The sequence below is a fragment of the Nocardioides bizhenqiangii genome (genome assembly GCF_034661235.1).
Taxonomy (GTDB): domain Bacteria; phylum Actinomycetota; class Actinomycetes; order Propionibacteriales; family Nocardioidaceae; genus Nocardioides; species Nocardioides bizhenqiangii.
In genome coordinates, this window is the sequence record NZ_CP141059.1 from 1,209,642 (window position 1) to 1,229,817 (window position 20,176).

18 protein-coding genes are annotated in these 20,176 nt (G+C 70.6%); 10 read left to right on the forward strand and 8 right to left on the reverse strand.

What is annotated here, in order from left to right:
• Window positions 1-9: 9 nt before the first annotated feature.
• The 5 genes from SHK19_RS05985 to SHK19_RS06005 form a co-directional block, all read right to left on the reverse strand.
• Window positions 10-3,264: a heavy metal translocating P-type ATPase gene (locus SHK19_RS05985; RefSeq protein ID WP_322938111.1), complete on the reverse strand. Its 3,255-nt coding sequence runs from the start codon at window positions 3,262-3,264 to the stop codon at window positions 10-12.
• 88 nt (window positions 3,265-3,352) lie between these two features.
• Window positions 3,353-4,720, reverse strand: coding sequence for an alpha/beta fold hydrolase (locus SHK19_RS05990; protein WP_322938112.1), 1,368 nt, complete (start codon window positions 4,718-4,720; stop codon window positions 3,353-3,355).
• A gap of 153 nt (window positions 4,721-4,873) precedes the next feature.
• Window positions 4,874-5,080 (reverse strand): heavy-metal-associated domain-containing protein, encoded by a 207-nt coding sequence (locus tag SHK19_RS05995; RefSeq protein WP_322458425.1) that lies wholly within the window; start codon window positions 5,078-5,080, stop codon window positions 4,874-4,876.
• Between the two features lie 66 nt (window positions 5,081-5,146).
• Window positions 5,147-6,595, reverse strand: coding sequence for an MFS transporter (locus SHK19_RS06000; RefSeq protein ID WP_322458424.1), 1,449 nt, complete (start codon window positions 6,593-6,595; stop codon window positions 5,147-5,149).
• Between the two features lie 53 nt (window positions 6,596-6,648).
• Complete coding sequence (locus SHK19_RS06005; protein ID WP_322458423.1) at window positions 6,649-6,891, reverse strand: heavy-metal-associated domain-containing protein; 243 nt, start codon at window positions 6,889-6,891, stop codon at window positions 6,649-6,651.
• 158 nt (window positions 6,892-7,049) lie between these two features.
• Between SHK19_RS06005 and SHK19_RS06010 the strand changes: the two genes are divergently transcribed.
• The 7 genes from SHK19_RS06010 to SHK19_RS06040 all read left to right on the forward strand — a co-directional run bounded on the left by SHK19_RS06010 (window position 7,050) and on the right by SHK19_RS06040 (window position 13,500).
• Window positions 7,050-7,808: a hypothetical protein gene (locus SHK19_RS06010; RefSeq protein WP_322458422.1), complete on the forward strand. Its 759-nt coding sequence runs from the start codon at window positions 7,050-7,052 to the stop codon at window positions 7,806-7,808.
• Window positions 7,809-7,935: 127 nt separating this feature from the next.
• Window positions 7,936-8,331 (forward strand): hypothetical protein, encoded by a 396-nt coding sequence (locus SHK19_RS06015; RefSeq protein ID WP_322458421.1) that lies wholly within the window; start codon window positions 7,936-7,938, stop codon window positions 8,329-8,331.
• A 219-nt stretch (window positions 8,332-8,550) separates the two neighbouring features.
• The gene (locus SHK19_RS06020; protein ID WP_322458420.1) at window positions 8,551-8,922 is read left to right on the forward strand and encodes a hypothetical protein; all 372 of its coding nucleotides are present in this window, start codon (window positions 8,551-8,553) and stop codon (window positions 8,920-8,922) included.
• 289 nt (window positions 8,923-9,211) lie between these two features.
• Window positions 9,212-9,751 (forward strand): TIGR03086 family metal-binding protein, encoded by a 540-nt coding sequence (locus tag SHK19_RS06025; RefSeq protein WP_322458419.1) that lies wholly within the window; start codon window positions 9,212-9,214, stop codon window positions 9,749-9,751.
• A gap of 87 nt (window positions 9,752-9,838) precedes the next feature.
• Window positions 9,839-11,020, forward strand: coding sequence for an N-acetylmuramoyl-L-alanine amidase (locus SHK19_RS06030; RefSeq protein ID WP_322458418.1), 1,182 nt, complete (start codon window positions 9,839-9,841; stop codon window positions 11,018-11,020).
• 18 nt (window positions 11,021-11,038) lie between these two features.
• Window positions 11,039-12,835 (forward strand): methionine--tRNA ligase, encoded by a 1,797-nt coding sequence (gene metG / locus SHK19_RS06035; protein ID WP_322458417.1) that lies wholly within the window; start codon window positions 11,039-11,041, stop codon window positions 12,833-12,835.
• 47 nt (window positions 12,836-12,882) lie between these two features.
• Window positions 12,883-13,500, forward strand: coding sequence for a LysE family translocator (locus tag SHK19_RS06040; RefSeq protein WP_322458416.1), 618 nt, complete (start codon window positions 12,883-12,885; stop codon window positions 13,498-13,500).
• Window positions 13,501-13,511: 11 nt separating this feature from the next.
• Here SHK19_RS06040 and SHK19_RS06045 read toward each other — a convergent pair whose 3' ends face one another.
• On the reverse strand, window positions 13,512-15,611 hold the full coding sequence (locus tag SHK19_RS06045) for a BTAD domain-containing putative transcriptional regulator (protein WP_322458415.1): 2,100 nt from the start codon (window positions 15,609-15,611) through the stop codon (window positions 13,512-13,514).
• 95 nt (window positions 15,612-15,706) lie between these two features.
• Here SHK19_RS06045 and SHK19_RS06050 point away from each other — a divergent pair, with 95 nt between their 5' ends.
• The 3 genes from SHK19_RS06050 to SHK19_RS06060 are packed head-to-tail and all read left to right on the forward strand — an operon-like array spanning window position 15,707 to window position 18,376.
• Window positions 15,707-16,615 (forward strand): GNAT family N-acetyltransferase, encoded by a 909-nt coding sequence (locus SHK19_RS06050; RefSeq protein ID WP_322938113.1) that lies wholly within the window; start codon window positions 15,707-15,709, stop codon window positions 16,613-16,615.
• A 34-nt stretch (window positions 16,616-16,649) separates the two neighbouring features.
• The gene (folC, locus tag SHK19_RS06055; RefSeq protein ID WP_322938114.1) at window positions 16,650-18,011 is read left to right on the forward strand and encodes a bifunctional tetrahydrofolate synthase/dihydrofolate synthase; all 1,362 of its coding nucleotides are present in this window, start codon (window positions 16,650-16,652) and stop codon (window positions 18,009-18,011) included.
• Window positions 18,008-18,376 (forward strand): DUF4233 domain-containing protein, encoded by a 369-nt coding sequence (locus SHK19_RS06060; RefSeq protein WP_322938115.1) that lies wholly within the window; start codon window positions 18,008-18,010, stop codon window positions 18,374-18,376. The genes folC and SHK19_RS06060 overlap by 4 nt, the downstream gene beginning before the upstream one ends.
• 4 nt (window positions 18,377-18,380) lie before the next feature.
• On the opposite strand, the gene SHK19_RS06065 is transcribed toward SHK19_RS06060, so the two are convergent.
• Together SHK19_RS06065 and SHK19_RS06070 are read right to left on the reverse strand one after the other, a co-directional pair.
• The gene (locus tag SHK19_RS06065; protein ID WP_322938116.1) at window positions 18,381-19,487 is read right to left on the reverse strand and encodes a glycosyltransferase; all 1,107 of its coding nucleotides are present in this window, start codon (window positions 19,485-19,487) and stop codon (window positions 18,381-18,383) included.
• Window positions 19,488-19,503: 16 nt separating this feature from the next.
• Window positions 19,504-20,133 (reverse strand): TetR/AcrR family transcriptional regulator, encoded by a 630-nt coding sequence (locus SHK19_RS06070; protein ID WP_322938117.1) that lies wholly within the window; start codon window positions 20,131-20,133, stop codon window positions 19,504-19,506.
• Between the last annotated feature and the right edge of the window lie 43 nt (window positions 20,134-20,176).

A 20,176-nucleotide genomic window follows, 5' to 3' on the forward strand; every position in this document is an offset into this window, starting at 1 on the left:
GGGGGTCGGTCAGGATGCTTCGACGGTGAACGGCACGGTGAGGACGTCGCCGTCGGCGAGGCGGAACTGCCCCCACATCTGGTAGACGCCCGGGGCGTCGAACTCGGTGTGCACGTCGAGCTCGGGTCCGAAGTCCTGGCCCGGCGTGGCGAAGACCGGTCTGCCGTCCTCGTCCTCGACTTCCGCGTGTTCGTGGGCGAAGGTGGCGCCGTCGGCGCGCATCACCACGACGTGCCCGGCCGCTGCGAGGAACGGCTGCAGGTCGTCGATCGGTTCGCCCGTGCCGGCGTCGGTGAACGCGAAGTGGAGGTCGCTGCGCTCACCGACGACCGCCTCTCCTTCCAGCTGGACCTCGACGCCGTCGACGACCGTCGTGCGGGGTCCGGCGGCGAGCTTGACCGGCTCCGGCGCGGTGCCGGTGACGGTGACCAGCTGGCGTTGGTGCACGTCGTTCATCTCACCGCGCTGCCGGAACTCTGTGTTGACGATGTAGGCGCCGCCGGTGGGGAAGGTGATGTCGACTGCCAGCTCACCGGGATCTCCCGTCGGCTCCGGGTGCACGTGGGCGAAGGTGCCCAGGTCCTCCCGGGTGGCGATCAGGTGCATCCAGGCCTCGTGGCTGCGGTTCAGGTCGGAGACCGGCTCACCGGACTCTGCGTCCACAACCGTGGCAGTGACCCGGGTCGGTACGCCGGCACGGGTGGTGTCGGGGACGTCGAGCTGCACGTCGAGTCCGACGTCGTGCGCCTCGGTCGCCGGAATCTCGGCGGTCATCATCTCGCTCATCGCCGGTCGCATCGGCATGCCGGTGCTCTGCATCCACGCGAGCTGGCCGTTCATCCCGCGCTCGGCGAAGTCCATCCGGCTGACCGCAGTGAGCGTGCCGCCTATCGCGAGCGCGACGACCGCGACCCCGGTGAGGTAGGCGTATTGCGCGGCCCTGGTCCGGACCGGCGGGTGCAGGATCTCCTCCACCGACGCGGGTCGCTTGAACCGCCGCAGCCGCAGCGCGTTGGACAGCACGCTCACCGAGCTCATCGCCATTGCAGCCGACGCCAGCACCGGGTCGAGCAGCAGCCCGTCCCACGCGTAGAGCGCGCCGGCCGCGACCGGAACGAGCAGGACGTTGTAGCCGAACGCCCACGCCAGTCCTTGCTTCATGGTGGTGACCGTCCGCCGGGAGAGCGCGATGGCAGAGACGATGCCGCGCAGGTCGCCGCCGACGAGGGTGATGTCGGAGGCGGCGATGGCGACGTCGGCGCCGGTCCCGATCGCGATCCCGAGGTCGGCCTGGGCGAGCGCCCCGGCGTCGTTGACGCCGTCGCCGGCCATGGCGACCACGTGACCCTGCTCCTGGAGCCTCACGACGGCAGCGGCCTTGTCGGCGGGCAGCACGTCAGCCATGACGTGGGTAATCCCGACCTGGGCTGCGACGGCTTGAGCGGTGGCGGCGTTGTCGCCGGTGATCATCCAAACCTCGAGCCCGAGCGCCTCGAGTTGGGCGATCGCCTCGGCGGACTCGGCCTTCACGATGTCGGCGACCGCCACCACGGCAGCGAGATCGCCGCCGATGGCGACGTACATCGGGGTCTCACCGCGCGAGGCCGCCTCCTGAGCGACCGTCTCCAGCGGAGTCACGTCAGCGCCGGCACGCAGCATCATCGCTGCGTTGCCGACCTGGACATGCCGGCCGGCGACGCGGGCGTCGATCCCGTGCCCGGGGATGGCCTCGAACGCGTCGAGAACCGGGAGGGTGAGCCCGCCGTCCTGGGCGTGAGTGACGATCGCCTGGGCGACCGGGTGCTCGCTGCCCGACTCGGCTGCGGCGACGAGAGGCAGAACCTCGGCCTCGGTCCAGCCATCCGCGGTGATGACCGCCGTCAGGGCCGGCTTGCCCTGGGTGATGGTGCCGGTCTTGTCGAGCACGATCGCGGTGAGTCGCCGTGCCTGCTCGAGGGCCTCACCGTTGGAGATCAGGATCCCGAGCTCGGCCGCCCGTCCGGTACCGACCATGACCGCGGTCGGCGTGGCCAGCCCGAGGGCGCAGGGGCAGGCGATGATCAGCACCGCGATGGTCGTGGTGATCGCCATCGTGAGGTTCTCGGTGTTCGGCCCGAACAGGGCCCAGAGCAGGAACGTCGCGAACGCGCCGAGGATGACGGCGGGCACGAACACCGAAGAGACCTTGTCGGCCAGACGCTGCATGGGGACCTTGGAGCCCTGGGCGTCCTCGACGAGGCGGATGATCTGGGCCAGCGCGGTGTCGTCACCGACCGCGGTCGTCCGGATCTGGACCGACCCGGTGGTGTTGATGGTGGCGCCGATGACGGCGTCGCCGGCGGTCTTGTCGACCGGGAGACTTTCGCCGGTGAGCATGCTCTCGTCGATCGCGGTGTTGCCGGCGACGACCACCCCGTCGACGGGGATCTTCTCGCCGGGACGGATCCGGACGATGTCGCCGACGGCGACCTCGTCGACCGGGATGTCGACCTCGACGTCGTCGCGGATGACGCGGGCAGTCTTTGGTGCGAGCCCGACCAGGGCGGTGACGGCGACGGCGGTCTGCTTCTTGGCGCGACCCTCCATCCACTTCCCGGCAAGGACGAGGGCGACGATGATCAGCGACGTCTCGTAGTACAGGTGCAGTGGCATGCCCCACCCTTCGGCGAGGCCGGGCCACAGGGTGACGAAGGTGCTGTAACCCCACGCGACTCCGGTGCCGAGTGCGACCAGCGTCGTCATGTTGGTGCTGCGATGCTTGGCTGCGGTCCAGGCCGAGGCGTAGATGTCCTTGCCGGCCCAGACCTGGACGACGGTCGCGACCACGAAGATCGCCGGCATCAGCAGGTCCATGGTGTCGATGTAGAGCGGGACGTACATCAGCGCCATCAGTCCGAGCCCGGTGGCCAGGGCGACCTGCCACTTGGTCTTCATGCGGGCCAGGTCCCGGTCCCGGGAATCCTCGTCGGTGCTCGCTGGCGCGGAGGTGATCTCTCCGTCCTCCGGGCCGTGCGGGGCACCGCGTTGGTGGGGGGTCGCGGAGTAGCCGGCCTTCGTGACGGCCTTGGTGAGATCCTCGAGCTTGATCAGCTCCGGGGAGAAGGTGATGGAGGCGACCTCGGTGGCGAGGTTCACGCGGGCCTCGGTCACTCCGTCGAGCTTGTCAAGTGCCTTCTCGACCCGGCGCACGCAGGAAGCGCACGTCATGCCACCGATGTCGAGCGTGCAAGTCTCGGTGGCCTGGAGTGGGGCGGTGGTGGTCATGCCGGCTCCTCGGGTCGGTAGGAGGTGATGTCGCGAACGATCCGCGGGTCGGCTGTCTGGCCACTGTCCAAACGGTGTGCTGTCGAGCTCACTGGCCCTCCAGCGGCGTGCCGGTGCGTACCGAGGCGATGACCTCTTCTATGGCCCGCACGGACTCCGCTGCGGGTCCGGCGTCTTCGAGCAGACCGGCGTGGGTGGAGTCCACGGTGCGGTGGACGTGATTGACGGACAGGGCGGCGAGCTGTTCCTGGGCGCCGACCCAACCGTCGGTCCCGACGTTCTCGGAGGCGGTGAGAACGGTCAGGGGCCGTTCGTCGAACGTGGTGAGGGCTTGGGCCTGGGTGAAGACGTCGCGGATGACCGATAGCTCGTCGCGCTGGTTGCTGGCCGCCTTTGTAGTGGAGGTCAGAGCGATGACCTTCTCGGCGTCGGTCGCCGGCAGGTGGGAGGTCCAGGGGATCAGCTCGGCCAGGCCGACGCGGCGGAATGTGGGCATCAGCGCCAGGCCGCGTCGCATCAGCTGGTACTGGCCGGGGTAGGCGGGCATCCGGGTGAACTGCTCTGGGCTGGAGCTGTCCAGCAGGACCATGCCGGCGACCTGGTCGGGGTAACGGGCGGCGTAGGTCAGGGCGTAGGTGCCTCCGGTGGAGTGGCCGACCAGGACGTAGGGGCCGCGCTCGCCGGCCTCCGCGAGGAGGGTGTGGAGGTCCTCGGCGGACTCGATGCCGTCGAGGGGGTCGGCGGCGTTGCCGCTCCAGCCCTGTCCGGCGCGGTCGTAGGCGCAGACACGGGTCGTCTCTGCGACGGGGCCGGTGATCCTGGCCCAGGAAGCGGAGATCTCGCCGAGGCCGTTGGAGAGCACGACGGTCGGTGACCCGTGGCCGCGGCAGTCGATGTGGAGGCGGTGACCGCCAACGTCGTAGAGGTGGCCAGGGGCGGCGTAATCGACCTCGCGGGTGAGCGCGACGTTGGCGTAGGTGGCGCCGATCGAGGTCAGGACCAGCGCTGCGAAGACCGGAGTGAGCACCCAGCGTGCCTTGCCGGCTACCGTGCGGCGCGCCTGGAGGTAGGTCCAGGCTGCGAGGGCCAACAGGAGCGGCGGCCAGATCCAAGTCAGAACGGCGAGGGTCTCATCGCCCGGGTTGAGGATCACCAGCGCGGCGCCTGTGCCGGTCATGGCTGCTGCGGGGACCGCAGCCCAACGCTGCGGCTGTGCGGTGCGGCGCACGCTCCAGACGGCCATCAGAGCCCAGCCGAAACCGAACCCGAGCAGCAGGGCGCCGGTGATGGTGGCCTCGGTGCCGCCGGCGAACACGACGAGGGCGAGGACCAGCGCTCCGGCTGCGCCGGCGGCGAGGGAGGCGACGATCGCGCCGCCGGCACCGTGGCGAGGTTTCGCCTCACCGGCGGCCGGCTCGGGGGCGGGGTGCCGGCGGGTGGGATGGTGGACGCTCATGGTCGTCTCGCTCTCGGGCTGGTGCGGTGCGGGCTGCTGTGACGTGGGTCGGCATGGTGCGGCGCGGTGATGGACGGGCGGGATGCCCTGCAAAGTGGTGCCGCGCTCCGGCGAGGGTGTGGGGTAGCGCTTCGCCGGAGCGCGGGTCGGGGGTCAGGCCAGCGTGTACCCGGCCTCTTCGACCGCCTGTCGCACGTCGGTGGTGGGGAGTGCGCGGTCGGCGGTGACCTGCACCTTGCCGGTCGTCACGTCGACGTGGACGTCGGAGACCCCTTCGAGGGCGCTGACCTCGGCGGTCACCGCGTGGGCGCAGTGGGCACAGGTCATTCCGATGACGTCGTAGGTATCGGTCGTGGTCATGGTCGTTCTCCGTTCTGGTTTGGTTCCCTCTCGGCGGGCGCCGGTGGGGTTGTTCTGCGGCGGGGTCTATGCGACTGCGGGCTCGTCCTGCGGGATCTCTTCTGCTGCGACTGACGGTGTCCGCAGCCAGGCGGCTGCGACCACGGCGCCGAGGGCGGCGATGCCGGCTGCGCCTAGGAGGCCGGCGGAGAACCCGTCGGTGAGCTCGACGACGTCTCCGACGCGGTCCGCACCGAACGCGGTCGCGACCGCGGTCATGGCTGCCAGGCCGAGGGCCGAGCCGACCTGGTAGTTGGTGTTGACGATCCCTGCGGCGAGACCGCCTTCCTCCGGCGCGGCCGAGGACAGGGCCGTGCCGAGGGAGGGGATGAAGGCCATCGCCATCCCGGCCGCAGTGACCAGGGTTGCGGGCAGCACGTCGACGGCGAAGCTGCCGTCGGGGTCGATGAAGGACAGCCAGACCAGGCCGACGGCCAGGGTGGCCAGACCGGTCACGGTCATCGTCTTCGGCCCGAACCGTGCGATGAGACGGGGGGCGACCGCGATCATCCCGACCATGATCGTGACGGTCAGCGGCAGCAGAGCTGCGCCGCTGGCGAACGCTCCGAGGCCGAGGACCTGCTGCAGGTAGAGGTTCACGAAGAAGAACATCGGGATCCAGGCGGCGCCCAGGAAGAACTGGGCTGCGTTGGATGCGGCCAGGTTGGTCGCCTTGAAGATCCCCAGCCGCATCAGCGGCTGCCGCAGACGCGCCTGCAGCGCCACGAACACCGCGATCAGAGCCAGGCCGCCGATGCCGGCAAGCAGCGTGGTTCCCGACGTCCAGCCCTCCTCCGGGGCGCGGACGACGGCGAACACGACGGCGGCGAGGCCGGCGGTAACGGTGATCGCACCGGCCACATCGAGGGATCCGCGCTGGGTCATGCCGGCAGGCATCACGGACGGGGTCAGCAGCAGTACGACGACGGCGAGCGGGACGTTGATGAAGAACACCCACGGCCAGGAGGCGTACTCCGTCAGGACACCGCCGAGGAAGACACCTGCGGTGCCGCCGGCGGGAGCGGCCGCGCCGTAGAGGGCGAGCGCCTTGGTCAGCTCCTTGGGGTTGGCGCCGAAGATCGTGAAGAGCAACGTAAGTGCTGCGGGGGCGATGAGCGCCGAACCGGCGCCCTGAACGGCCCGGCCGACCAGCTCGACGGTGACGTTGCTGGCGAACCCTGCGACCAGCGAACCGGCGGCGAGGACGGCCCATCCGGTGGCGAAGATGCGCCGCGCACCGAACAGGTCAGAGAGCCGGCCGCCGAGGAGCAACAGGCCGCCGAACGCGACGACGTAGGCGTTGAAGACCCAGCTGAGGTCCTGGGGGGTGAAGCCGAGATCGTCCTGCATCTCGGGCAGTGCGACCCCGATGATCGAGGTGTCCATGATGACCATGAACTGGGCGGCGGCGATGAGCCCGAGCGCAAGCCATCGGCGGCTGCTCTGGGTCTCCGCGGCAGGTGTCTTGGCAGACATGATGAGCCTTTCTGGTGACGAACCAGCCGGGATCGGCTGTCTGTCGCAGAGCGTCACGGGCCGGACTTTCCGGTTGCTGTCCCGTCGCTGTTCGCCACAACCTCTGCTTGGTAGGTCGTACCAACGAAGGCGCGGAGCACGTCCGCGGTGACCATCACGCCGCCGAGCCGGACTGTCGACGTGCCAATATCGGCAGCGACCGTCTCCACCCCGGCGACGTCCCGCAAACGTGCGGTGACCTCTCGGATGCAGCGCCGGCAGGTCATGCCGCCGACGAAAAGCGTCATCTGGGCCATTGCTGCTCGCTCTCTCGTGTGTGCGGACCCATGAGCGCATCAACTGTCGGACGTCGTCCTGTCCGGCGGCTGTCCCCCCGACGAGAGGACGGAACAGGCTTCAGACAGCCGCTCCGGGCAACTTCTGCCGAACGCGATATCGAGCCTCAGGAGCACCGATGAACCCCACTCAAGGTGGCGATCAGACCCCCTCCACCCCCAACCCCGCGCTGGTCGCGGCGCTGACGACCGAGCACTACACACTCCAGTCAGCGCGTTCGGCGACTGTGCTTGAGGCCAACGGCCGCAGCCAGCTGTTCCTCGCCGCGCTCACCGGCGCCGTAGTAGCCCTGGCGTTGGTGGCCGAGCTCGGGGGTCTCGGACGGACCTTCACCGTGTTCGCACTGTCGCTGCTTCCGGCGGTTCTCGCCCTCGGTCTCACCACATATGTGCGACTTGCGGACCTCGCGGTCCAGGACGGGCTCTACGCACGGGCCATCGGCCGGATCCGGGCGTTCTACTTCACCATCGAACCGACGGCGGTGTCGTACTGGATGCTGCCGGCCGGCGACGATCCGCACGCCGTCATGCGTCAGGCCGGCCAGCATCACTCCCGCTGGCACCACATGTCGCACGCAGCAACCGCTGTTGCGGCACTGACAGCAGTCGTCGCGGGAGTCCTGTACGCACTGGTCGCACACGTCGGCCGCACCGCGGAACCGCCATTGCTCGGTGGTGGCGCCACGATCGTAGCCATAGGAGTCTTCGCGCTTCTGATGTTCGACCAGGGCCGCCGTTGGCGGAAGGTCGAGGCGGCCCACCCCACGCTGTTCCACGACGACGGGACTCTCGTTGCGCAACCCGCTGTGACCAGCGCGGACCGCGCATTGCGTGCCGTGACGGTGGCGATTGCGTCGTCTGAAGGGCGCATCCGTTAGCGCTCATGAGTCCAGAAATGAATCACCGCTGGACGATCGGGGCGAACAGCCGCCAGACAGCCTTCGGACAGGACGCCGGCGCAGCGTGACGCCTGGGCACCAGACGTCCAGAAGAGAGGCCGAGCCTGTGGAAGCGATCTTCATCTACAGGCGCCTCGCGGCCCCGGTCGCGGCGGTCTGGCGAGCGCTGACCGAGATGTCGTTGAACGACACGGGCTTGACCACGGCGGTAACCGAGGTGCTGGGAGGACAGGCGCCGACGTTCCTCACCTTCCGGCTACTCAGTGGCGCCCCAGTCCGCAGGAACGTCGTCTCAGTCCAGCTGTACCCGGTTCGGCTGGACTCGACCGAAGTGTTCGTGGAAGGCGCCTTCCAGGCTTCGTTGGCGGGAACTGGGGGAAGGGGCCGGCGACGGGTGCGCTGCGTTCTCATCGAGTTGGCAGATCGACTCGACGCCGCGGTTCGGACCGTCGACCATCCCAGGTCGCTAACCGGGCTGGGGGTCGAAGCGGCTGCGCTCTGACACCGCGGCGGCCGGTTGTCTGGCAGCCGGGCAACCAACCCGAAGGGTTCGCTGACCGTCCAAGTCGAGCAGGCCCGGGGGAACGTCGCGGATCGTCCCGACATCAGAACTAGCAACGCCCCAGACCCCGCCCCAGCGTCAGGTTGCGCCGGGACAGGTCCTGGACAGTCATCCGACAGCCGACGAGGCCATGGTGGGCCCCATCCGAAAGGGGAAGCCATGAACGAGGTATCCGCCATCTGCCCCCTCTGTGACACGACCGCCGTCCTACCAGCCGACGCGATGGTCTTGATCGCCGACGACTTCGAGGACGATGACTCGCTTGCGGGCTGGGCAATGTGGACGTGCGACACCTGCGGCGACTGGTCCGCGGTCGCCGTGGGTAGGCGCGAGTTCGTGGCGCTAGAGGTGCTGGGTGGTCGCTTGGACGGCATCGGACATGCCGCCTGGCCGCCAGCTCACTTGGAGCAGCGCCCTGCCGATCGCGAGCTGTGCCTCGACGACCTGATCGAGTTCCACCGGCTGCTCGAGCAGCCTGACTGGTTCGAGCAGCTGCTGCGGTTGGCCGACTCCGCACGTGAGGCGGAGTGACCCAGACTGTTCGAAAAGGAACAGAGAATCGCTTTCTCATTGCATTCTCGTCTGCTTGTGGCCGTGCGCGAGCGGGGTGCGGCGCGCAACCGTCAGCCCTCCTCCCCGTTCCAAGGCTTCGGTGGGCGAGCCGGCCGCGGACCGCGACCGCCGACCACCTCGTCCCTCCTCCAAAGCCCTTTCGGCCGCAACCAGCGCGGCGCGCAACGAACGCTCCGAGGTTCGAGGAGGGTTGCGGCGGCCACCAGACGACCTCGACCGACGGAAACAGCCGGAGTAACGTCGAAACATGGCCACGTCGCTGCAGACCGAAGCCCTGCGCGTGCTCGTCCATGCGCTCGACCAAGCGGGAGACGTGCTCGATCACGTCCACGCCGACAACGTCGGCAACCCGACCCCCTGTGCCGAGTGGGACGTCGGCGCGCTGGCCGACCACCTCGTCCAGGCGCCCCGGAACTTCCTGGCGATGATGCGCGGGGACCAGCTGGACTGGTCGGCGCCGACACCGCACCTCACCGAGGGCTGGGGTGCGACCTACCGCGTGTCCGCCGACGACCTGCTGCACGCGTGGCACGAGCTCGACGGCGACCCGCCGGTGCCTGCGTCGTGGCAGGTCGCCGAGCTCGCGGTCCACACGTGGGACCTGGCGGTGGCGATCGGTTTCCCGCTCGAGCGGCTCGACCCCGAGGTCGCCGAGGCGGGGTTGGCCTTCATGCGGGAGAACATGACGCCGGAGCGTCGTGGTGACGCGTTCGGCCCGGAGGTCGAGCCGCCGGCTGACGCGGGCCCTTACGACCTGCTCGCCGCCTTCGCCGGCCGCCGAGGGTGACCCGCCGGCCCGCCGGATGTAGATCTGACACGCGAGGGATCCGCAGGTACGCCGGTTCTGCCGTGGGATGTCGCATGCTCGATGTCCATGGATTTCTCGGATCTGGCGCTGGGGCGCCGTGACCTGACCAGGCTCGCGACGGCAGCCGCCGCCGCGGTAGGAGCTGCGGCCACAATCGGCGCGCGCGCCACCGCCGCGCCCGCATCGGCCGGCCGGCGGCGGCTGCACCGCCACCCGGACGGCGTCGACGCACTGGACCTCCCGCTGGCGACGCTGCCCGGCCTCGCGCGGCCTGCCGACGGTTTCCGGACCGCGGTCATCGAGACCGAACGGTTCACCGCGCTGGGCGTGACCTGGCGGCGCGGGGACGGCCCGGTGCGCGCCCGCTGGCGCAGGGAGAGCGGCGGCTGGACGGAGTGGCGCCGGCTACCGCGGCTCACGCACGGACCCGACCCCGACTCGCCCGAGGCCGCCGGCGCGCGACGGGCGACCGACCTGGTGTGGACGGGTCCCAGCGACGCGGTCCAGCTCGAGCTCACCGGCGACCACCGCGATTCGATGCTCGCCCTGCTCCGGCCGCGCCGTCGTGCCTCGGACCGCACCGCCGGTCGGCAGGGCTCGGCCGGGTCCAGGGCCTCCGCGCCCGTCGAGGGCGCCGTACCCATGCCCGGCCTGCTGTACCGCAAGGCCTGGGGCGCCGACCCGCGCCTGCGCAACGGTCGACCGGTCTACAACGACCGGATCCGGCAGGTGCACGTCCACCACACGGTCAACAGCAACGACTACCGGCGCGCCGACGTCCCCGGGATGATCCGGGCGATGTATCGCTACCACACGCAGAGCCTGGGCTGGTCCGACATCGGCTACAACTTCCTCGTCGACCGGTTCGGTCAGCTCTGGGAGGGCCGGGCGGGCGGGCCGCGGCGGGCCGTACGAGGAGCGCACACGCTCGGCTTCAACCACGCCTCGGTCGGTGTCGCGGCCATCGGCAACTACGAGACCGGCGCGGTCGGCAAGCCCACCATCCGGGCCCTGGTGCGGGTGGCAGCCTGGAAGCTCGACCCGTACGACGGCCACCCCCGTCGTACCGTGTGGATCCGGTCGGAGGGCAGCGACCGCTACCGCGACGGCCAGCTGGTCGAGCTCCCGACGATCGACGGTCACCGTGACACGAACGAGACCGCGTGCCCGGGCCGCGCGCTCTATCGCGCGCTCCCGGCCGTCCGGCGCCGCACCGCCCGTCGGATGCGGGAATTCCGCGCTGGTTAGGACCCCTAGGATCACGGCATGAGTCGTGTCCTCTCCGCCGTGGCCTGGCCGTACGCCAACGGTCCGCGCCACATCGGCCATGTGGCCGGTTTCGGCGTGCCCTCCGACGTCTTCTCGCGCTACATGCGGATGGCCGGCCACGACGTCCTGATGGTCTCCGGCTCCGACGAGCACGGCACGCCGATCCTGATCGCCGCGGACGAGGCGGGAGTGACGCCCCAGGAGCTCGCCGACGAGAACCACCGGCTGATCGTCGAGGACTTCGTCGCGCTCGGACTGACCTACGACCTCTACACCCGCACGACGACGCGCAACCACCACGCGGTGGTGCAGCAGCTCTTCATCGGGGTCTACGAGAACGGCTACTTCCTCGAGGAGACCACCTTCGGGGCGATCTCGCCGTCGACCGGTCGCACGCTGCCGGACCGCTACATCGAGGGCACCTGCCCGATCTGCGGCTACGAGGGGGCCCGGGGCGACCAGTGCGACAACTGTGGCAACCAGCTCGACCCGCAGGACCTCAAGAACCCCCGCAGCCGGATCAACGGGGAGACGCCGGAGTTCGTCGAGACCCAGCACTTCTTCCTCGACCTGCCAGCACTGGCCGACGCTCTCGGCGCGTGGCTCGACGGGCGTGAGGCGACCGGCCTGTGGCGGCCCAACGTGATCCGGTTCTCCAAGAACATCCTCGAGGAGATCCGGCCGCGCGCGATGACCCGCGACATCGACTGGGGCATCGCCGTCCCGCTCGACGGCTGGCGCGACAACCCGACCAAGAAGCTCTACGTCTGGTTCGACGCCGTGATCGGCTACCTGTCGGCGTCGATCGAGTGGGCGCGCCGGCTCGGTGAGCCGGAGCGGTGGCGTGAGTGGTGGGGCGACCCGGAGGCGCTGTCCTACTACTTCATGGGCAAGGACAACATCACCTTCCACAGCCAGATCTGGCCCGCCGAGCTGCTGGCCTACAGCGGCAAGGGCAGCAAGGGCGGCAGCCCGGGCAAGTACGGCGAGCTCAACCTGCCGACCGAGGTGGTCAGCTCGGAGTTCCTCACCATGGAGGGCAAGAAGTTCTCGTCCTCCAAGAAGGTCGTGATCTACGTCCGCGATCTGCTCAGCCGCTACCAGCCCGACGCGTTCCGCTACTTCGTCGCCGCTGCCGGCCCGGAGAACCAGGACAGCGACTTCACCTGGGCGGAGTTCGTGCGTCGTACCAACGACGAGCTGGTCGCCGGCTGGGGCAACCTCGTCAACCGCACCGCCAACCTGATCCACAAGAACTTCGGTGAGATCCCGGCCGCCGGCGAGCTGACCAGCGCCGACCACGCGGCGCTCGACGCGACCGAGCAGGCGTTCTCGGTGGTGGGCGACCTGATCGGCCGCAACCGGATGCGACAGGCGATCGGCGAGGCGATGCGCGCCGTCGGCGACGTCAACAAGTACGTCTCCGACCACGAGCCGTGGAAGCTCAAGGGGGAGGACGAGCGCGATCGGCTCGCGACGATCCTGCACGTCGCCGCACAGTGCGTCGCCGACCTCAACCTGGTGCTGTCGCCGTTCCTCCCGTTCTCCGCGAACGAGGTCGACAGGGCGCTCGGTGGGCAGGGAAGCGTCGCCCCGATGCCGCGGGTCGAGGAGGCCGAGGACCTCGACGGAGGTGCGCCGTACCCGATCATCACGGGGGAGTACTCCGGGATCCCGCGGTGGCGTCGCCACCCGGTCGAGCCGGGCACTCCCGTCGGCAGGCCGACGCCGATCTTCACCAAGCTGGATCCCTCGGTCGTCGACGAGGAGCTCGCTCGGCTCGAGGGCTCGTAGATGTTGCCGACCGATGAGTCCGGCGTGATCGTCCGGTCTGTGCGGCCATGACCCTCGCGTTCCTGCTCACGTCTCTGGTGATCGTCGCCACCCCCGGCACCGGCGCGCTCTACGCGATCGCGGCGGGCCTGACCCGCGGCGCTCGAGCGGGTGTGCTGGCGGCCTTCGCCGGCACCCTCGGCACGGTGCCGCACCTGGTGGCGGCCGTGACCGGGCTTGCGGCCCTGCTGCACGCCAGCGGGATCGCGTTCGCCGTCCTCAAGTACGCCGGCGTCGCCTACCTGCTCTACCTGGCGTGGACGACGTGGCGCGATCGGGGCGTGCTGTCGGTCGACGACGCCGAGGAGGAGCAGGCGAGCCGTTCGGTGTGGTCGGTCCTCGGCGCCGGCATCACCCTCAACCTGCTCAACCCCAAGCTGACCATCTTCTTCTTCGCCTTCCTGCCCCAGTTCGTCCCGCCGGGCGAGGGTGCGGTGCTCACGATGCTCGGGCTCAGCGCGGTCTTCATGGCGATGACCTTCGCCGTCTTCGCGGTGTACGGCGTCTTCGCCGCCGCTGTCCGGGACCAGGTGCTGCGCCGCCCGAGGGTCCTCGACGTCATGCGGAAGGTGTTCGCGGCGACCTTCGCCGCCCTGGCCGGCCGGCTCGCCCTCGAGTCGCGCTGACCTCGCCCGAATCAGCCGACGATGGCCTGGTAGGCCGTCGGCTCGACCTCGAGCTCGGCCATCCGGGCGGCGTACACGCGCTGGGCGCGCCTCGCCTCACCGTGCCGACGGGCGTGGGCGAGCACCCGGATCAGCTCGTGATGGGTCGGCTCGTCGTACGGGTCGTCGGCGATGACCGCCATCAACCAGCCGACCGCCTGCTCGGTCTCTCCGCCGGCGACCAGGCGTCCGGCGAGGGCGCGCTTGACCTCGACCGCGAGCCGCAGCAGCTCGTCGCGGGTGTCGTCGGCCCAGTCGTCGGCTCCCTCGTCGGCGAGGAACGGCGCGGGGTGGAGTGAGGCGGCCGCCTGCAGCAGCGGTACGGCGTCGGCCGATCCTGTCCGTGCCGCATCGAGCGCGGCCCGGGCGATTCGCTCGAACTCGACGACGTCGACGCTGACCGTCGTCGGGTCCAGGCGGACGTGGCTCCGGTCCGAGACCAGGTAGCGGTCGGCGTCGTGGCGCCGCCCCGGGTCGAGCACGGCCCGCGCCGTCGACAGCGCGACCGAGAGGCGACCGGAGGTGTCGCGCACTCCTGGCCACAGCAGCTCGGCCAGTGCGGCCCGGCTCATCGCACGGCCGCGTCGGGCGGCCAACACCTGCACCAGCTGCCGGCTCTTCCGCGACGGCCACTCCGACGTCACGACGGGCGCGCCCGCGACCGACACGGCGAAGGTCCCGAAGGTGCGGATCGCGACCTCAGGGGCGGCCGCCGCCCCCAGCACGTGGAGCGGCCCGGCGATCCGGTCGGCGTCGGCCCGCACGCCGATCGCACGCAGCGCCTGTCGCCCGGCCTCCTCGGCGCCGCGGTCGCCGGACAGGCGAGCGGTGACGATCCGGTTGACCGCGCTGCGGATCGTGCTGCCGACCTCCTGCCAGGCGTCCGCCGCCTCCGCGAGCCGACCGAGCGCGTCGTGCACGTCGCCGGTGGTCGACCAGCGGGTCAGCGCCCGCAGCTCAAGGGCGTCGGCAAGCTCGTAGAGCTGGTCGCGACGGCCGGCTTCGGCCAGCGCGCGGTCTGCCCACATCCCGGCGCCGTCGAAGTCACCCTGTCCGAGTGCGATCCAACCGGCCGCGCGCAGGGCGATCACGTCGCCGACCGTGTGCGGTTGGTCGACGGCGCGCTTGGCGTAGGCGCGAGCCGCGGCGGGGTCGTCGGAGATGACCGTCTGGGCGAGCCCGGCGAACGCGGACCCGAGCACCTGGGCGTTGCCCGACGTCTCGGCACGCTCGACCGCCTCCCGGTACTTCGCGTGGGCACGGGTCGCGTTGCCGCGCACCCGGTGCGCGTCTGCCTCGAGCAGCAGCGCGAAGGCGAGCATGTGCTCGGCCTCGGCGCTGCGGAACTGCTCGGTCGCGATCGCGATCTCGCCGACGGTCTCCTCGAGCCTGCCCAGTCCGAGCAGGGCCTCGGCGCGGTTGATGCTGACCATCGCGCTGGCCAGGCCCACCGGGTGGTCCTCGCTGACCGCGACCGCGAGGTCGAGCTCGTCGAGCGCCTGACGGAACCGGCCGGCCTCGACATGGCGGGAGCCCAGGTTGTTGCGCACCCTCACCACGGTGATCGCGTCACCGGCTCGCTCGGCATGCTCGAGGGCCTTCTCGTAGGCCCGCAGGTTCGCGGTGCGGTCGCCGGCGTGCGCCTCGACCAACCCGGTGGCCACCCACGCGGCACCGAGGGCGTGGTCGTCGCCGCAGGCTCGGGCGGCGGCCATCGCCTCGTCGGCGACCCGGCGGCCGGCATCGGAGTTGCCCTGCGCCCACAGGACCGCCGCGTGACCGGCCAGGAACCGCGCGCGGTCGACCGGATCGGGATCGGGATCGTCGAGCGCGGCCTCGAAGTAGGCGAGGGCGGTCGGGTACTCCCCGCGGCGGTGGTGAGCCGTTCCGAGCCGCCAGGCCGCCGCCATCGGCAGCCCGTGGCCGGCGGTCTGGATCTCGCTCAGCAGCACGGCCGCACGGTCGAGTAGGTCGCGCCGGGTGCCGCCGATCAGCTCGTCGCGGTGGGCAAGCGCCAGCACAGCAGCGTTCGCCGCTGTCGCGGCGGTGCCAGGGGAGCCGGCTTCGGACACGACAACCGTCCGTCCTCGAGAGTGAACGCCTAGGAGACTAGACCGGTCGCTCGCGCTGCGTGGGCGAATTCGTTTGCTTTGCCTGGGAGTCCGATGTGACGCTCGCGCCCATGGAGCACGCGTTCGAGGTCGATTTCTTCGACGACCCTGCCCACTTCCTCGACCGGGCCGGCGACCGGCTCGCCGCCGAACCGGTCGTCTCGACGGTGGTCGCGACCATTGCCGACCGGATGGCTCGGGGCGGCCCGGTCACTTCGACGGCGCCGTACTCCTGGTTCGCGGTGGTCGCGGACGCTGCCGGCGAGATCGCGGGAGTTGCGATGCGGACGGCACCCTTCCCGCCGTACCCGCCCTACCTGCTGGCGATGCAGGACGCCGCAGCGATCGCCCTCGCCGACGCTCTGGTCGACCGCGGCGAGGAGGTCGGCGGCGTCAACGGCGCGTTCCCGGCGACCCGGGTTGCGGCCGACCGCATCGCCGAGCGCGTCGGCGGCGAGGTCGCGGTGAGCATGCACGTGCGACTGTTCGAGCTCGGCACGCTCGTCGACCCGGCGCCGACGCCCGGCCGGCTCCGGCCGGCGTACGACGACGAGGCGCCCTTCGCGCTCGAGTGGTTCCGCCAGTTCCACGTCGACGCCGACGAGCAGGCCGGTCACGAGGGACTCGCGGACCGCGCCGAGAGCACCACACTCGACGACCTCCGCGAGCGGATCAGCTCGGGCCGGGTCTGGATGTGGGTGGACGACGCTGACATCCCGCTCCACCTGACCGCCGCCAACCCGCCGGCGTACGGCGTCGCGCGGATCGGTCCCGTGTTCACACCGAGGGAGCACCGCGGCCGGGGCTATGCCAGTGCCGCGGTCGCCGAGGTCTCCCGGCGGCTGCGGGCCGAGGGCAGCCGGGTCAGCCTGTTCACCGACCAGGCGAACCCCACGTCCAACGGGATCTACGTGGCGCTCGGCTTCGAGCCGGTCGTGGACATGGTCGAGCTGACGATCCGTTAGGTCGCAGGTGCGCACCCTAGACTCGGCGCTTGCCATGACCGATACCCCTGAGGGCGCTCCGCGCCCGGCCGAGACCTTCGCCGAGGCCGAGGACGCCCTCCTCAGCCGCTGGCCCGAAACCCGACTCGAACCGTCGCTCGACCGGATCCGGGCGTTCACCGAGCTGCTGGGCGACCCGCAGCACGGCTATCGCTCGATCCACCTCACCGGGACCAACGGCAAGACGTCGACGGCCCGGATGATCGACTCGCTGCTCCGCGCCTTCGAGCTGCGCACGGGGCGCTTCACCAGCCCGCACGTGGAGAAGATGAGCGAGCGGATCAGCATCGACGGTGAGCCGCTCGACGACGAGGGTTTCGTCCGGGCGTTCAACGACGTGGCGCCCTACACGCACCTCGTCGACGCGGCGGAGCCGTTCCCGCTGTCGTTCTTCGAGACCATCGTCGGGATGGCGTACGCGGCCTTCGCCGACGCGCCGGTGGACGTGGCGGTGGTCGAGGTGGGCATGGGCGGCTCCTGGGACGCCACCAACGTGATCGACGCCGACGTCGCGGTGGTCACGCCGATCGCGATCGACCACGCCAACTACCTCGGGACGACGTCGGCGGCGATCGCGCTGGAGAAGGCAGGGATCATCAAGCCCGGGGCGACCGCCGTGCTCGCGCAGCAGAGCGACGAGGTCGTCGAGGTGCTGCTGCGCCGGGCGGCCGAGGTCGGGGCGACGGTCGTCCGCGAGGGCACCGACTTCGGGGTGATCGACCGGGTGCCGGCGGTCGGCGGCCAGGCGGTCAGCCTCCGCGGCCTGCGGGGGCAGTACGACGAGCTCTTCCTCCCTCTCTACGGCGCACACCAAGCACAGAACGCAGCGGCGGCACTGGCCGCGGTCGAGGCGCTCATCGGCGGTGACGACGCGCTGTCGGACGAGGTCGTCCGCGAGGCGTTCGCGGCGACGACCTCTCCGGGGCGCCTCGAGGTCGTGCGCCGCAGTCCGACCATCGTTCTCGACGCGGCGCACAACCCGGCCGGCGCCGAGGCGACGGCCGCCGCGCTGGAGGACTCCTTCCGGTTCGACCCGCTCATCGGTGTCTTCGGGGTGATGGGCGACAAGGACGCCGAGGGCCTGCTCGCAGCCTTCGAGCCGCTCCTCGCACACGTCGTGATCACCCAGAACTCCACCGCCCGCGCGATGCCGGCCGACCAGCTGGCCGCGACCGCCGTCGAGGTGTTCGGGGAGGACCGGGTGACGGTGTTCCCGCGGCTCGCCGACGCGATCGACCAGGCGGCCGCGCTGGCCGAGGCCGATACCGGCGACGCCCTCTCGTCGGGTGCGGTGCTGGTCACCGGGTCGGTGGTCACGGTGGGGGAGGCACGGTTGCTGCTCGGCGGCCGGAAGTGACGTCGGCCCGGCGGTCGCTGTGCGCGACGGTGCTCTCGGTCGAGGCGATCACGCTCGGCCTGACCACGCCGGTGATGATCACCCTCGCCGACGTGCCCACGGGCACCGCCCTGGTGATCGGTCTCGGCCTCGCCGTCGGGTGCCTCGTGATCGCCGGGCTGCTCCGCCTGGAGTGGGCGTACTGGCTGGGCCACGCGGTCCAGGTCGCGGCGATCGGGCTCGGGTTCGTCGTCCCGCTCATGTTCGTGCTGGGCCCGATCTTCGCCCTCCTCTGGGGCACCGCCTACGGTGTCGGCCGCAAGATCGAGCGCGAGCGGGCCGCGGCTTACGAGGAGTACGGCGCCGAGCAGCCGCCCGCTGACTGACCGCTCAGGCGTCGGCCGGCTGACGAGTCAACGCCTCGAGCCGGGTCGCGCCCGACGACTGTCCGTCGGCCTCGCGGATCAGCTGGCAGAGCCGCGCCGCGGCAGCGCGGTGGGGGCCGTCGGTGAGCAGCTCCTCGAGAGAGGTCCGGATCTCGCCCGGGCTCGCGTCCCGCGCGAGCAACCGGCCGGCCCCGGCCGCCGCCACCGCGTGCCCGACCATCGTCTGGTCGAGCATCGGATGCATCGGCATCACCGCGAGCGGCAGGCCGTGCGCGAGGGCGCGCATCGCCGTGGCATGACCGCCGTGGCTCATCACAGCGGTCACCTGCGGCATGAGTGCGTCGTGGTCGACGTAGTCGTGCACCTCCACCCCGTCGGGAACCCGCAGGTCCGCGCGCCGGATCACCGGGCCGGTCGTCACGATGACCCGCGCCGGCAACCCGGACGCCGCGTCGAGCAGCGTCTGCATCGCTTCCGTCTGTCCGGGGAAGTTGTAGGTGCTCAGGCTGATGAGAAGCGCGGGCGGGGCCGTGGTCAGGTCTCTGGGCTCGGGGCAGGAGACCACCGGGCCGCAATGGACGGCGTTGCCGGGAAGGGGGCCTCCTCCCGCCGGATCGAGTTCGGCCAGCGACGCGACCAGCGTCAGCGGTGCGTTGTCGAGAGCGTCGTACGGCGCGTAGCCGCGCTGCTCGGCGACCTGCCCGAACGGCGCGCGGAGCCAGCCTTCGCGGAGATAGGCGTAGAAGAGGTGCACGAGAGGCACGTAGGCGATTCCCGAGTCTCGAGCTGCTCCGAGCGCAGCGAGCATCATCGGATCGATGACGACCACGTCGGTCGACTTGCGGTCCATCTCGACGAGGAGATCCTGGGCGACACGGGCGTCGTTGAAGATCTCGACCATCCGTTCCGGCGGGTTCAGGTCCTGGGACGTGAAGGGCAGTGCGCGGTCGAACGCCCGGAAGGGCATCGCGGCCGACGCCGTCGCGGCCCGGTTGCCTTCGTGGCCGAGGAACCGCACCGAGTGGCCGCGGGCCCGCAGCTCGGTGGCGATCCCGATGGCAGGCGGTACGTTGCCGCCGCCGTCCCAGGTGAGGAACAGGAAGTGGGACATGGACTTTCCTTGTCGGTCAGGGGCGCCCGGTCGCGAGCACCGCTTCGACGAGCGCGGTCATGCGCTCCTGGGTCTTGGGCCGGGACAGGCCCCGGTCGTGGCGCAGCAGCTTCCACGTGTAGACGTCCGTTGCGACGACGAGGAGATCGATCGTCTGCTCGTCACGACCGATCAGCGGCTCGAACACCGCGCCCACCCAGTCGCGATGCATCCGTCGGCCCCGCTCGGTGAGGCGGCCGACCTGCGGGTCGGACTTTTCCTGCGCGAGCATCAGCATGGCGATGTCACCGCGCTGCTCGTAGTGGTCCACGAGCACAGCCATCGCGGCGTCCACCTCGCCGACCGGCGCCGGCCGTTCGTCGGCGATCCGGTCGATCGCGTAGTCGATGGCCGCCTCGATCAGGTCCGCCCGACTGCCGAAGTGCCGCAGCACCGTCTGCACGCTCACCCCGGCCGCCCGGGCGACGTCGTCGAGCGATATGTCGGGGAACAGGCGCTGCGTCCCCAGCTCGAAGAGCGCTCCCTGGATACGGGCTCGTGTGTCCTCGACGGCGGCTGCTCGCGCTCGCATGGTGTAGGTCCGCGTAGTTTTCATGTTGGTGACAGGTAATGCCAATCTGTCTTTGATGTCAATCGTCACTGTCATGAATATTCGTGGCGGCCGATCGCGAATCGGCCTCCTCACCCGT

Excerpts from the sequence above, each read along its gene's own strand:
- SHK19_RS06010 (WP_322458422.1), top strand. The coding sequence starts at position 7,050 with ATGAACCCCACTCAAGGTGGCGATCAGACCCCCTCCACCCCCAACCCC.
- metG (WP_322458417.1), top strand. The coding sequence starts at position 11,039 with ATGAGTCGTGTCCTCTCCGCCGTGGCCTGGCCGTACGCCAACGGTCCG.
- SHK19_RS06065 (WP_322938116.1), bottom strand. The coding sequence starts at position 19,487 with ATGTCCCACTTCCTGTTCCTCACCTGGGACGGCGGCGGCAACGTACCG.
- SHK19_RS05990 (WP_322938112.1), bottom strand. The coding sequence starts at position 4,720 with ATGAGCGTCCACCATCCCACCCGCCGGCACCCCGCCCCCGAGCCGGCC.
- SHK19_RS05995 (WP_322458425.1), bottom strand. The coding sequence starts at position 5,080 with ATGACCACGACCGATACCTACGACGTCATCGGAATGACCTGTGCCCAC.
- SHK19_RS05985 (WP_322938111.1), bottom strand. The coding sequence starts at position 3,264 with ATGACCACCACCGCCCCACTCCAGGCCACCGAGACTTGCACGCTCGAC.
- SHK19_RS06030 (WP_322458418.1), top strand. The coding sequence starts at position 9,839 with ATGGATTTCTCGGATCTGGCGCTGGGGCGCCGTGACCTGACCAGGCTC.
- SHK19_RS06070 (WP_322938117.1), bottom strand. The coding sequence starts at position 20,133 with ATGACAGTGACGATTGACATCAAAGACAGATTGGCATTACCTGTCACC.
- SHK19_RS06005 (WP_322458423.1), bottom strand. The coding sequence starts at position 6,891 with ATGGCCCAGATGACGCTTTTCGTCGGCGGCATGACCTGCCGGCGCTGC.
- folC (WP_322938114.1), top strand. The coding sequence starts at position 16,650 with ATGACCGATACCCCTGAGGGCGCTCCGCGCCCGGCCGAGACCTTCGCC.
- SHK19_RS06040 (WP_322458416.1), top strand. The coding sequence starts at position 12,883 with ATGACCCTCGCGTTCCTGCTCACGTCTCTGGTGATCGTCGCCACCCCC.
- SHK19_RS06020 (WP_322458420.1), top strand. The coding sequence starts at position 8,551 with ATGAACGAGGTATCCGCCATCTGCCCCCTCTGTGACACGACCGCCGTC.
- SHK19_RS06025 (WP_322458419.1), top strand. The coding sequence starts at position 9,212 with ATGGCCACGTCGCTGCAGACCGAAGCCCTGCGCGTGCTCGTCCATGCG.
- SHK19_RS06000 (WP_322458424.1), bottom strand. The coding sequence starts at position 6,595 with ATGTCTGCCAAGACACCTGCCGCGGAGACCCAGAGCAGCCGCCGATGG.